Raw genomic sequence first — 13,471 nt, 5'->3', positions numbered from 1 at the left:
GCCCTAAACAAAAAAAGCCTTCAACCAATGAGTTATGTACGGAATGCTCAGTGGTCGAAGGCTTTTAATTATTAATTTGTAGAAGATCATTAATTTTTAGGCTTTGCAGGGGTGTAATAAGCTTCATGTGAGTAGAAGCTTGGTGAATCACGGTACTCCTTTGGAATAAATTCATCAGAGCTGTTTTTCCAAAGTTCAAAATCAGAATAGGAATCCCAACTTCCAAGAATAATTCTTTGACTAATGTCTTTATGGTAATTCAGAGAATAAATGGAATGCATACCGTCCGGAAGGCCATCGCTGCGAAGCTTATTGATTCGGGCATCGAAGACTTTCTGTTGATCAAAGTTCAGATCTAACGTAGAAAAGCTGATGAACCCGTTCCAATCATCTTCACCGCTGTGACTTAAAATGTCATAGTATACCGGTGCTTTAAAAACGGGATCTTTTCCAGAATGATCCAACAGCATATATTCTCCTGGCTGACTCAGTGCTTGATACATGACCAAGTCACGGTCGGGATGCTTATTTTTTAATTCTGACAAAATCTCTTCATTTCCAAATGTAATTACAATCTGATTATTCAATTGACCCACCTCCTAAATACACTTTTATTATACTTTCTTTAATTGGGGGAACCAAACATTTACGTCAATTAAGCGTAAAATATAACTGTAGCAAAGTGAAGGAGGAGATTTTTTGAAACTAACAGTAATTGGGTTTCTTGGTGGCTATCCCGCAAATGGGAATCCTACCAGCAGTTATCTTCTGGAATCCGGAGACTTTAAACTTTTGATTGATTGTGGCAGTGGGGCACTGTTAAGTCTCGAGGAAGTACTTGATCCACTTAAACTCAACGCAGTGATTTTAAGCCATTATCATCACGATCACACAGCTGATGTCGGCGTTCTGCAATATTACTGGCAATTACACGCAAAGCGGTATGCAGCTCCTATACTGCCGATTTATGGCCATTCATTGGACGCTGTGAACTTCAAAGGACTCGATTGGCCAAAATCTACGAAGGGTGTTGCATATAACCCCGATGAAGCCTTGAAGCTTGGACCATTTGAAATCACCTTTTTCAAGACCCATCATCCAGTTCCGGCATTTGCGATGAGAATCAAAGAACAGGAAACTGGCAAAGTTCTTGTTTTTACTGCAGATACTGCATACTTCCCAGAACTAACCGATTTTGTCCAAAATGCCGATCTGTTAATGACCGATACCAATTTCTTTGCGGACAAGACCGGACAAAAATGGCACATGACTTCCACTGAATCCGGGAAACTTGCTCATGATGGCAATGTTCATCGTGTCTTGTTGACGCATCTGCCGGCAATTGGTGATTTACACAAATTACGCCAGGAAGCTCAGCATGCGGCTGGGGAAAATATACCAATCTTAGTCGCAAAAAAGCATTTATCTGTGGATATCTAAGCTAATTTTGACTAAAATAAGTTCTTTGTTAGTCTATTTTGTGAATCTTATGATTTTTATAACAAACTCCGATATAATCAAAACATCAAATGATTATTAGGAGGCATCCTATTATGACAGTCAATTTATTAACAACGCCCAGCTGCACTTCTTGCCGAAAGGCCAAACAGTGGCTCATCGATCACAACGTCGATTTCGTGGAACGAAACATTTTTGCCAAGCCACTTTCCGAGCAGGAATTAAAACAAATTTTCATGCTTTCAGAGGGCGGCACGGATGACGTGATTTCAACTCGTTCTTTCGTCTTTGATCAATGTAAGAACAAATTAAGTTCGATGACAATCAGTCAAATTATTTCCATGTTGGCTGTTCATCCTGAACTCATCCGTCGACCGATCCTGCTGGATTCAAAGCGAATCGAATTTGGCTTCAATGAAGATGAAATTCGTTGTTTCCTACCTCGTGAAACTCGAAAATTCGAATTAGAGCAGATGGTTCGAAAAGCATTATGACCACGAAATCTTAATTGCTTGTTAATATTGATATTTAGCCGTATTATTTACTTAGACAATAATATGATACAATGTTATTATTAATTACCCTAAGATATTGAAAGGGGTGGCTAAATATGGAAATGGAACGAATTAACGAGAATACAATTCGTGTACTGATTGGTAATGATGATCTTGACAAGCGTGGGATTACCGTACTGGATTTACTGGGTAACCACAAGCAAATCGAAAGCTTCTTCTATAGTATTCTGGAAGAAGTTGATAAGGATCATCAGTTTCAAAATAACGATGCCGTCACTTTCCAAGTTCTTCCAAACCAAAATGGATTGGAATTATTCATCAGTAAAGATGTCGATATGTCTGACAATGACATGTTTGATGCAGGTAACGCTGATTCTGGGCGCCCCGAAAAACGTGATCGAGTTTCTAAATATATCGCAGAACATGCCGATAATAATAAACCGCAACCTGTAAGTGATAAGAAGACAAACGACGAGTTTGGTCATCAAAAGCGAACTGTGATTCTTGAGTTCGATAAGTTGGATGACTTTGTCTCACTTGCCAAAGCATTGCGACTTGAAAATGGGACATCAGATTTATATTTGTATGAAGGAAAATATTACTTGAAGTTGGAACTATTCAGCAACGATCCAGTTGATATGATTGTTAGCGACGAAGTGGCGATTGCCAATGAATATGGTAAGAAGACCACTGTCACTGAAGATGTTCTAAATGAGTATGGCCAACACCTAATGGAGAACAGCGCATTAGAATTAAGCCGTTACTATTTTAAATAGCAAGTAATCAATACAAAAAAGGCAGCCATTAATGTGGCTGTCTTTTTTGTGCTTCATTGTTTATTGTTGAAGGGCGCGTCCCTTGATGGTTGTTTTGTAGTATACCTGATTGGTTGTTTTTTTGTTTGTGGAGCGAAACCCCACCGTCCTTGAAACGATGTAAAGCGGTCGTCTCCTTGATGCTTCAAACACTCGATACAGGTATGATCCCAGCATGCCAATCGTGATAAGGGTGATGCCTGCCATGAGGAACAGGGCAAATACAGCGAAGTGAATGGTATCCATCGTTGTAAAGAGCGATACAATCAGGTACCCGATTCCAAAGATAATTGAAAGGCTTCCCAGCCAGTTTGCAAGTTGGAGTGGAAAGGATGAAAACGATGTAATGCCATCCATTGCCAATCGAATCATTTTTCTCAACGGGTACTTTGAGGTACCTGCGATCCGTTCCTGCCGCTCGTAAGTAACCGCGGTTTGTTTGAAACCAACCCAACTAACCATTCCACGTACAAATGGATCCGCTTCATTCATTTGTCTGAGTTGATGAACAACTTGTTTATCCATTAGCCGAAAATCACCGGTATCTAGTGGAATGTTGATGTTTGTCATTCGTTTAAGGCTGCGATAGAAGAGGGATGCCGTTGCCTTTTTGAAAAGACTTTCACCGTCTCTTGAAATTCGTTGCCCATATACCACATCGTATCCCTGATGCCATTTATCAATCATATCGACGATGACCGCTGGTGGGTCTTGAAGATCCGCGTCCATCACAACGACCGCATCACCTTTTGTATATCGAATTCCCGCGGTAATTGCGAGTTGGTGACCGAAGTTCCTTGAAAATTGAACCAGGCGGATATTTTTATGCAGATTTTGATTATTTTCGATTATTTCGACACTTTTGTCACTCGAACCATCATCCACGAAGATAATTTCAAAGTTTTGTGGTTGATTTGCGATAAAACTTTCTAAAGTATCAATCATCGTTTCAATTCCCGGTTCTTCGTTATAGACGGGGAGGACGATCGAAACCAGCTCTTGGTGTTTTTCCATTATATTGCCTCCTTTTATTTATAAATTGACGACAAATCATACAGAACACCGGTTGAACCCATGCCACCAGGTCCTTGCATGTTGCCTTGTCCCTGACTTGACTTGTGAGTGGACTTGGAAGGTGTTTTACTTGTTGTTTTGTTAGGTTTCATCTTGGACTTGCGACTCATCGAAGGCTTGCTTCCAGGCTTGCCGCTTGGACGGCCTTTACCAGCTGCTGGAGCTTTACCGGAAGTCGTTTTACCAGTTGGGGCTTTACCCTTGGTCGATTTAGTTGATGAAGTCGTACCAGGGCCAGCCATGCCAGGTTGCGAACTGGTACTATTGCTAGATTGATACAGACTTGTTTTCACCTTGGTTGCGTGTTTCTTGATCCAGTTAATAATCTTGGTATTACCGGATTTTCCTGAGTAGTAGAAGTATTTCAAATTACCATCTTTAACGAGCTTCTTAAATTGGGTAAGGGTGATTGCCGGATCAGTTCCGTTAAATCCACCCATGGCCATAACAGCTTTACCGGTTTTGATGATGTAAGGCGCAGCTGTTGTTGAATCGCTGGTGGCAAACAGGTATTTGGCGCTGCCTTGATTCTTCTCAACATAATTAAGCAACTTGGTATTGACTGAATTGTTGCCCATTCCGCCGCCACCGCCAGGCATGCCACTACTTGATGAAGTCAGTAGTGAAGGGCCGGCGGTTGGAATCATTGCTGATTCAGCGGCAATGGTTGGGGTCAATGACCACCAGGCTGGTGCAGCCATGATTGACAGCATTCCACCAACCAAGAGCGTCTGGAAGGCCTTCCCACGTGGCAGGATTGCCATTCCAATGGAAAAGACAATTGCGGCAATTAAGATGATCCACGTCAACCATGGATAGTAACTGTAAACGTACCAAGATTGGAGGGCCGCCGTTGCAATAATTGCAGCGGGAAGCAGATAGAATTTCCAATTGGTGCGCAAATTGTTTCTAAACAGGCCAACGAGGGCACTTACACCGGTTCCAAACAGCGCGGCAATTGGTGGTGCCAACATAATCATGTAGTAGGGATGGAAGAAACTGGCAATACTGAAGAATCCATAAACCGGAACCAGCCAACCAGTCCAAAGAATCAGTTGCTTCTGCTTGGTGGTTAGATTAAACCAGCGTTTTCGTCGATCTCTGAAGTAAACAAGACCGCCAATCAATCCAAATAGTGCGAATGGTAAAAGCCAGCTAACCTCAGGGCCAAGTGCCGACTGGAATAGTCTGAATGGTCCCGCGGTGCCGATATTGAAGGCACCACCGCCACCGCCGCCGGCACCCATTTTACCTGGGCCGCCTTTCTTGCCGCCGTTGGGTTGACCCTTCATGTTCTTCCCACCAGGTGGGGTCATGGATTTACCATTGTGCTTCGTGCCGGTTGGCTGCTTACTGCCACTGCCAGGCATACCGCCGCCTTTTTTCTGGGTTTTACTGTTCATACCAGCGCCAAATGTGCCGCCGGTACCGGTGGTTTGGCCTAACAGCCGTTCACTTCCGTTGTAGCCAAAGGCCAGTTCCAGTAAAGAATTGGTTTCAGACCCGCCAACGTATGGGCGGCTGCTGGCAGATGTCATATCAACTGAAATTGGATATGCCAAGGTAAATACCAGGAGCGAAACGGTTGCAAAAACTAATTTGGATATTTTTCGTTTCCAGGTTTCGTTTGCTGCCAACCAGTAAAACAGATACATAGCCGGCAAAATCATGAAGGCTTGAAGCATTTTGACGTTAAAGGCAATTCCGATTAACGCGAAACTGATTAAAAGTGACCAAATCTTTCGACTGCCGATTGCTTTTTCAAGGAAATAAAGTGCCAGCATCAAGAAGAATACCAATGTGGCATCCATGTTGTTGGTTCTTGAATCAGCGACCACGATGGGTGTCAGTGTTAATGCCAGGGCACTTAAACGCGCTGCATTTTTGCCGAAATAGGGTTGAATTATTCGATACATGAGATAGACCGAGCCCACCCCGAACAGAACGGAAGGCAGAACAACGCTCCATCCGTGGACCCCAAAGATTTTGGCACTGATTGCCATAAACCAAAGAGCAACCGGTGGCTTATCAACGGTGATGTATCCTGCTGGATCAAAACTGCCGTACCAAAAGTTATGGAAACTTTCTGTCATACTTTTAATGGCTGCGGTATAAAACGCATTGGCGGATCCAGCTTTCCAAATCTGCCAACCGTAGAGGAATAGCGCCAGGACAAGAATGGCAACGAGAATCCAATCGAATCTCAGACGACTTTGTTTTTTACTTTGGGTATTTTCCATATATTTATTGGCTGCCATATCGGCGAACCTCCTTTAAGTTTGTTTTGTGAAATACCCAAAATTTTGAAAGCAGAAAATTGGTGGGTACAGTGATTAGAAGACTGATAATTGGAATCAGGCGACTGTCAATAATTGGAAAGCCGCTGGCGAAGTGGGCAAACAGGACACTGATCAGCCACGTGAACAAATATGTTGCATAATATTTCCATACAACTGATTTAACTGAGTTCCCAGTTTGGAAGACCCACCGATTACTCATGGTGAGTCCTAATAAAGAAGTTATGCCATAGCCAATTGCCATGGCGATTGTTGCATTTGTCGCGTGGAGCAGCAACATGTAAATCACATAGGTTAAAACCGTATTGATAAATCCTGTTATCCCGAATTTAAATAATTGCTTCGTACTTGTGATGGGTAAATCACTCCTTTCTTAATTGATGAAATGAGTTTATCCTTTTAACCATAAAATAAGCTTAAAACATTTGATTTATGATAAATTGTGGATATCTTTGTTGACGAGCGGGCAAAAAACCTTTAATTTAGTGGCAGCAGATAAAAGGAGAAAACTTAATGAAAGAACTTCACATATTAATAATTGAAGATGACGAAGACTTGGCGAAAAGCCTTCAGTTGTTCCTCGGAGAAATTGCCCAGACGACAGTTTCTCACGACGGCTTTGAAGGCCAAATGCTGGGTCAAGAAGGTATCTATGACCTGGTTGTTCTGGACTTGATGCTGCCGCAAGTGAGTGGTTATGACATTTTGAAGCATTGGCGGACCGAGGATCATTTAAGTATGCCGGTGTTGATTTTAACAGCCAAGGATACTTTGGATGACAAAGTCCACGGATTTGAACTTGGGGCGGATGACTACTTGACCAAGCCATTTCACCGTGAGGAATTAATCATGCGGGTCAAGGCCCTTCTTAAGCGCAGCGGTCATCTTGGCGATGACAATACGTTGGCAGTGGGTCCGTTTAAAGTAAATTTGAGTAACCGAATCGTCGAAGTCAACGGCAAGGAATTGGAACTCAACGGAAAAGAATTTGATTTGCTGGTTTACTTCATTCAAAATCCGGACACCATTATTACGAAAGATCAGATTTTTGATCGGTTGTGGGGGTTTGAATCTGAAACCGCCATTTCCGTGGTTGAAGTTTACATGAGCAACCTGCGAAAGAAACTGAAGCAGGCCTCTTCACTTCAGCCAATTAAGACATTACGAAACGTTGGTTATATGTTTGAAACGGAGGAATCGGATTGAAACGAAGCGATCCGCAGCAAAAACAGCAACTGTCACTCTTTTTGAAGGAATTGGTGGGGTTTGCACTGTTATTTGCCGTCCTTGGGTTAGTCGTGTTCTTCTTCTTTCACCAATCAATTTACAAAAATATTGACCAAGGATTGATTACCCAAAAACAAAATGTTTTGAATAACCGGAAGGCGCCACAGTTTAGAAATGGCAATAATGCCCAGGCACCGGTACCAGCCAAGCCGAATAACGGTGACACACCGTTTCGGACAAATATTTTGGTTTTCAATAAAAAGGGGCAGATTATCAACGCCCAGATGCTTGGAAATCGAATTTATAATTTATTTATCAACACCGAGTTGGAAAAGTCTGAGGTCAATAAGGTCCGCGAAGTAACGTTGATGTCAACCGACAATACGCTGCATTATTTCCGGACGCTTTTGATTAAAGTGCCAAAGTCGAATTCTAATCCGATTTATGCCGGTAATTATGTTTTAATTCTGGAAAACATTGATACCGATTTGATGGCGGTCAATAGTTTTAAGCGATCATTGCTGATCACACTGGTCTTCTTCTGGATTGTGGCAATTGCAATTGCCTACTTCCTTTCCAGATCAAGCATGCGACCAATTATGAAAGCTTGGAAACGGCAGCGGCAGTTTAGTGCCAATGCGGCCCATGAACTGCGAACGCCATTGACGGTCATTCAAAACCAAATGGAATATATGTTAACTAAGCCGAAAACCAAAGTGGTTGATCAGGTTGATCCGATTTCAACATCTTTGGATGAGGTCCGTCATTTACAGACTTTAACGAACCGGCTTTTGATGCTGGCCCGTTCGGATTCAGGGACCATTGAAATCAATAAGCAACCCGTTGATCTTAAGCCATGGTTTGCTCAAATTCTCAAGCCATATGACGATATTGCTGCCAGTCAGCATAAGTCGATGGTGACCGTCCTTAAAGCGGATGGCACCGGCCATATGGACAAAGATTTAATTCGTCAATTACTCATCATATTATTGGATAATGCGATTAAATATACGCCAGCTGGTGGAACTGTCACGGTATTGACGGCATTGGCCAGAGACCGGCTGACAATCGAAGTTAGAGATACCGGAACCGGCATTCCGGATGAGGACAAGAAGCGAATTTTTGAACGTTTCTATCGTTCTGACAAATCGCGAAACTCCAAGACTGGTGGAAACGGCCTTGGATTGGCAATTGCCAAGTGGATTGTTCAGCAGCATTCGGGAACCATTACCGTAAAGGATAATCACCCAAAGGGAACGGCCTTTAGCGTTTCACTGAAAATTTAAAATGAAATAATAAAAGGCAGGAACAAAACGGTTAGTTTTGTTCCTGCCTTTATTTTTTCGAAATATTTTTAATGATTATCTTGTTCGGCTGCCTTTTTGATGCCGGGAAACAGATCATACAAGTATTGCAAAGGTTCGACTTTTCCAACTTTGTCAGTATAAATAACCTGAGTCACGTTATCGTAAGTCAACGTGATAAGGGATTCGCCATCCTCATCTTTAACCACGTAATATCGAATTCCAAGCTGGATGGCGTGGAAAATCAATCTTTGAGCATCAAATGAAAGGTTGCCCATTGATGGCAAGAGTGTTGGGGCAGCCAATCGCTGTGCCCGCCAACGTTTGGCAACGGTGACGCCAAAGTCCATTAAGCTGCCGTTTTGGATGTGTTGGAGAAGCATTGCCGAAGCGGTTAACTCAGGGTGGGTAATGACTTCACTGAAGTCGTCCAGTGCCTGGAGCTGTTCTGAATGGGCGTGAAGTGATTTTGCCATGGCAATCAGGTCGTTGAAAATCTTAATTCCCTCTGCCATTTTAAACGTTGGCTGATCGGGATTTTCGAGAGCGACTTGATTGTTGTCGGCAAATGACTGTTTCAAATCATCAGCAACGTTTTCATGATCAACTGGGGTTACCAGCAGATACACAAGGAAGAATTTCAGAAAATACATTGCGTGACGACTGATTCCATTTGGGGTGAACGGTGTGTTATCGAGAACTCGGAATTCCAGGTAGGAAATACCTTTGGTCCGATAATCCTTGATGGCCTCCTGTCCACGTAACCGAACCGGCCCATAAAATTCGGCCGTTGAATACAAGTTGTGATCTTTGATGGCATCGTTAATGCCGTCAATGTAGTGATCTAAACTGGTATAAATGGTGGTATCCACTTTATCATCCGGCTCATTGACATAGCCATAGATACTGTTTCGGATACTTCTAACCGGATGGTTGAGCTTCTTTGCGTCTTCTTCAGAGAAAAAGCCTTTTTCAGCAATTGGACTGGCACCAAATAGATACGTCAGCAACCAACGATGTAAAACAAAGTTTTGGGCGAGTTGAAAGTAGAGGGCATTTTTAAAACCAACCAGTGATTTAAACTGGTCTTGGTAATGCACGTAAAGGCGATTGATAACCGGTTCAGGGATGCTGAAATTGACGTGGACCCCGGTAATAATTTTCCGGGCAACACCATACTTTTTGGTTAAATAATCGCGGTACTTTGCGTATGCCGGTCGGCCAAAGTGGCCTTGAATAAATTCTTTATCTTCGGCATCCATAGCTGGCGGCATGCTGAGCGGCCAAAATGATTCTGATTTATCAACCGATCGGATTAAGACTGTCTGAAGGGTGTCAAGTTGATCCAAAACACCGCCGATATTCGGATTCGGATCAGTGATAATTTCGTTCATTGATTCCGAAAAGTCAGACTGCAAATAGGGATGGTAGCGTCTTGAACCCAAATTCTGTGGATATGGTTTTTGACTCAGCTTGCCATGATTATCGATTCGATGCTCTTCAATCTCAATACCAATGAGGCTGTGGTAAAGTTGTTCGGCAACGTGTTCTTCTTGAATATATTTTAATAAGTTCTTCAGCATATTAGTCCCCCAGCCAGAATTATTTACCATAATTATAAACGATTATGAACAGAATGGTAGGATTACTGCTGTTCTGACAAAAACGTAATGATAATTTTAATTTCTGAAACAAATCAGCGGCCTTTTTCGTATCTACATGACAGAAGGTGATAACATGCTGATTGCAATGATGAACGACCAATTAATTAATGCCGGTGAGCTGACCGATAAATCAATCATCGACAAAGCGTTGGTTTGTCCCTGTTGTCATGAACAGGTGATTTTTAAAAACGGCAAGTATCGGATTCCCCATTTTAGCCATAAACGCAGCTCGTTGTGCAGCCATTTTAGTGAAAATGAAAGCCAGGCCCATTTGACGGGAAAGTTGGCGTTTCAAAGGCAACTTGAAGAGATCGGGGAGCCGGCAGTCCTCGAATATAACTTGCCGGCAATTGAACAGCGGGCCGATGTCTTTCTGACAAGCAAAAAGACAATTTTGGAATATCAGTGCAGTCCCATTTCATATCAGGATATGGCCCGAAGAACCGCAAACTACAGGCAATTGGGGATGGATGTGCTGTGGATTTTGGGCGACCGGCATTTGAATGCCGCCAAACGTTTGGATAGTGTTGCTAAATTTGCCAGGTTTCATTCTCAGCTTGGCTTTTTTATTGTCTTTTACTCCGCCAAAAATAATCAATTTCGAATTGATTTTCACATTAAAGAAGTTTGCGGCAAGCTGACGAGTGATGTTCGTGTGTTTCACCATTTGAGAGACCTGAAAAACTTCATTCAATCTTCAACCCAGGAGACGGCTGGTTATTCAACTCAGTACGTCCAAAAAATGATCCTTAATCAGGTTAATCGGATTCAGAGGAGTGTGGTGATGGGGAATGAAACCTATCTTGATATGGTCACGGTCTGTTACCAACGGCGAAAAGTATTTGTCGGCTGTCCATTAGTTTGCCACGGAAAATTTGACGGCGAATTACCAATTTTTCGCCGGACCGGTTTATGTTGGCGGGTCTGGATTGTCCTCCAGCTGTTTTCTGGTGAGGATGATGAGATTTCAAATCAAGAGCTGAACTGGCTATTTAAGCAGTCGGTTCAATTGTTTGGCCAACAATTTGCGCAAGTCGACGACTATGTCCGCTTCTTTCAGATGGCATTTACAGGTTTTATTTTTAGTCTGCGGGCCAATGGCTATCTGCGCCACACGATTGCCGGGGTTAAGATCATTCAATCTCCCAAGTGGTTTGAGAGCTATGATGAAAAAAGACAATATATTATGACTGAAAAGCCCATGGTGTGCTAACCTAATACTAACTAATATTTGAAGGAGGACATTATGGCTAAAACACAAGAACTGCCTCTTAGAAAAGATGTTCCTGAAAAATTGACTTGGGACTTAACCACCGTTTATTCGTCCGATGCAGACTTTGAGAAGGACTTTACTGAAGTGAAGGCTGATTCAAAGAAGTTTGCCGGGCTGTCCGGCACCATTGAAAAAGACGCCGAATCATTACTCAAGGCGACCGAAGATTTGCTGAAACTCAGCCGGACGTTGGAAAAAGTGTATGTTTATTCTCAGTTGAAGAATGATCAGGATACCAGCGAGGACAAATACCAAGCAATGTATTCCCGTTCAGAGGCTTTAGCCGCCCAATTTGGTGCGGCGACTGCATGGTTTGAACCGGAACTGTTGAAGATTTCCGATGACAAGATGGCCCAATTTTATAAGGACGAGCCTAAATTAACTGACTATAAACGTTTTTACGACCAGACTTTTGAACGTCGTGACCATATTTTAGGCAACGACGTCGAAGAAGTCCTTGCCGGAGCTGACGATATCTTCTCCTCAGGTGAAAAGACTTTTGGCATTTTGGATAATACTGATTTGTCATTCCCAGCTGTCACTGATGAAAATGGCAACAAGGTCAAGCTCTCACAGGGTGTTTATGGCATCTTGCTGGAATCCACCGATCAAAGTGTTCGTAAAGAAGCCTTCGAGAAGTTGTACGAAGTTTATGATCAATTTCAGCATACATTGGCATCAACTCTGACGACCAACGTCAAAAATCATAATTTTAAAGCCAACATTCGCCACTATAATAGTGCTTTGGAAGCTGCTCTGGCAGGCAATGAAGTTTCAACTGATGTCTACAATAATTTAATTAAGGTTGTCAATAAGCACCTGGATCTTTTGCATCGATATGTTGCTTTGAGAAAAAAGATTCTCGGTCTCGATGAGCTGCATATGTATGACATGTATACTTCTTTAGTGGGTAATCAATCACCAAAATATACATTTGAGCAGTCCAAAAAGATTGCTTTGGAGGCCCTTCAGGTTATGGGCCCCGACTATGTCAGCCACGTTAAAGAGGAATTTAACGGGCGTTGGATTGACGTTGTTGAAAACCAGTTCAAGCGAAGTGGGGGCTATTCATCCGGAACATACGATACCAATCCATTTATCTTACTGAACTGGAAGGACAACCTGGATAACTTGTATACTTTGATTCATGAAACCGGTCATAGTATGCACAGTTACTACTCACATCATAATCAACCATATCAGTATGGGGATTATTCTATTTTTGTCGCAGAAATTGCCTCAACGACCAATGAAAATATCTTAACGGACTATTTGCTGAACAAATTCAAAGATGACGACCAGATGAAGAAATTCATTTTGAATTATTATCTGGATGGATTTAAGGGAACCGTCTTCCGTCAAACCCAGTTTGCCGAATTTGAACAGTATATCCATGAACAGGATGCCCAAGGCCAACCGTTGACAGCCAAGTTTATGGATCAGTATTATCTTGATTTGAATAAGAAATATTATGGTGATGCGGTTGTTTCGGATCCACAGATTGCGCTGGAATGGGCCCGAATTCCTCATTTCTATTACAATTTCTATGTTTACCAATACTCGACCGGGTTTGCTGCGGCCTCAACGTTAGCTGACGGCATTGTCAACGGTACCCAAGACAACATTGATAAATATTTGAATTATTTGAAATCAGGCAGTTCCGATACGCCAACCAATGTCATGAAAAAAGCCGGGGTTGATATGACCAAGCCCGACTATCTCGAAAAAGCATTCCAGATTTTTGAAGATCGTTTGAATGAATTCGAACGGTTGTATAACAAGTAATGACCATAAAAAAACACAGGTACTTGGGATTTCTCAAGCACCTGTGTTTTTGTGTCTGG

12 protein-coding genes are annotated in these 13,471 nt (G+C 42.4%); 7 read left to right on the top strand and 5 right to left on the bottom strand.

Annotated elements, in window-relative coordinates; genetic code table 11:
- Positions 1-89: 89 nt before the first annotated feature.
- The gene (locus LKE01_RS10625; protein ID WP_225364661.1) at positions 90-596 is read right to left on the bottom strand and encodes a monooxygenase; all 507 of its coding nucleotides are present in this window, start codon (positions 594-596) and stop codon (positions 90-92) included.
- Positions 597-699: 103 nt separating this feature from the next.
- Between LKE01_RS10625 and LKE01_RS10620 the strand changes: the two genes are divergently transcribed.
- The 3 genes from LKE01_RS10620 (at position 700) to LKE01_RS10610 (ending at position 2,749) form a co-directional block, all read left to right on the top strand.
- On the top strand, positions 700-1,440 hold the full coding sequence (locus LKE01_RS10620; RefSeq protein WP_056981969.1) for an MBL fold metallo-hydrolase: 741 nt from the start codon (positions 700-702) through the stop codon (positions 1,438-1,440).
- Between the two features lie 113 nt (positions 1,441-1,553).
- Positions 1,554-1,952, top strand: a complete 399-nt coding sequence (gene spx, locus LKE01_RS10615; protein WP_054769764.1) for a transcriptional regulator Spx — start codon at positions 1,554-1,556, stop codon at positions 1,950-1,952.
- A gap of 116 nt (positions 1,953-2,068) precedes the next feature.
- Entirely contained in the window at positions 2,069-2,749 is a 681-nt protein-coding gene (locus tag LKE01_RS10610) for an adaptor protein MecA (RefSeq protein WP_056981972.1), read from the top strand.
- 60 nt (positions 2,750-2,809) lie between these two features.
- Here the strand turns inward: LKE01_RS10610 and LKE01_RS10605 are convergent, their stop codons facing one another.
- The 3 genes from LKE01_RS10605 to LKE01_RS10595 are packed head-to-tail and all read right to left on the bottom strand — an operon-like array spanning position 2,810 to position 6,439.
- Positions 2,810-3,802 carry a glycosyltransferase family 2 protein gene (locus tag LKE01_RS10605; protein ID WP_056981974.1) on the bottom strand — a complete coding sequence of 331 codons (993 nt, stop codon included), beginning with the start codon at positions 3,800-3,802 and terminating at the stop codon, positions 2,810-2,812.
- Positions 3,803-3,816: 14 nt separating this feature from the next.
- A complete protein-coding gene (locus LKE01_RS10600) occupies positions 3,817-6,120 on the bottom strand; it encodes an ArnT family glycosyltransferase (protein ID WP_056981975.1) in 2,304 nt (767 codons plus the stop codon).
- Positions 6,107-6,439 carry a GtrA family protein gene (locus LKE01_RS10595; protein ID WP_235805503.1) on the bottom strand — a complete coding sequence of 111 codons (333 nt, stop codon included), beginning with the start codon at positions 6,437-6,439 and terminating at the stop codon, positions 6,107-6,109. The genes LKE01_RS10600 and LKE01_RS10595 overlap by 14 nt, the downstream gene beginning before the upstream one ends.
- Positions 6,440-6,672: 233 nt before the next feature.
- On the opposite strand from LKE01_RS10595, the gene LKE01_RS10590 reads away from it, so the two are divergent.
- The gene (locus tag LKE01_RS10590) at positions 6,673-7,365 is read left to right on the top strand and encodes a response regulator transcription factor (RefSeq protein ID WP_056981977.1); all 693 of its coding nucleotides are present in this window, start codon (positions 6,673-6,675) and stop codon (positions 7,363-7,365) included.
- Positions 7,362-8,672: a sensor histidine kinase gene (locus LKE01_RS10585; RefSeq protein WP_056981979.1), complete on the top strand. Its 1,311-nt coding sequence runs from the start codon at positions 7,362-7,364 to the stop codon at positions 8,670-8,672. The genes LKE01_RS10590 and LKE01_RS10585 overlap by 4 nt, the downstream gene beginning before the upstream one ends.
- Positions 8,673-8,740: 68 nt before the next feature.
- Here the strand turns inward: LKE01_RS10585 and LKE01_RS10580 are convergent, their stop codons facing one another.
- Positions 8,741-10,273 carry a gamma-glutamylcysteine synthetase gene (locus LKE01_RS10580; RefSeq protein ID WP_056981980.1) on the bottom strand — a complete coding sequence of 511 codons (1,533 nt, stop codon included), beginning with the start codon at positions 10,271-10,273 and terminating at the stop codon, positions 8,741-8,743.
- Between the two features lie 154 nt (positions 10,274-10,427).
- Between LKE01_RS10580 and LKE01_RS10575 the strand changes: the two genes are divergently transcribed.
- Complete coding sequence (locus LKE01_RS10575; protein WP_056981982.1) at positions 10,428-11,567, top strand: competence protein CoiA; 1,140 nt, start codon at positions 10,428-10,430, stop codon at positions 11,565-11,567.
- A gap of 33 nt (positions 11,568-11,600) precedes the next feature.
- Positions 11,601-13,412 (top strand): oligoendopeptidase F, encoded by a 1,812-nt coding sequence (gene pepF, locus LKE01_RS10570; protein WP_056981984.1) that lies wholly within the window; start codon positions 11,601-11,603, stop codon positions 13,410-13,412.
- Positions 13,413-13,471 lie beyond the last annotated feature (59 nt).

Origin of the sequence: Lentilactobacillus kefiri (assembly GCF_007989105.1) — a bacterium.
Classification (GTDB): domain Bacteria; phylum Bacillota; class Bacilli; order Lactobacillales; family Lactobacillaceae; genus Lentilactobacillus; species Lentilactobacillus kefiri.
Note: the sequence above shows the minus strand (reverse complement) of the source record. Positions and strands in the feature narration are given on the sequence as shown.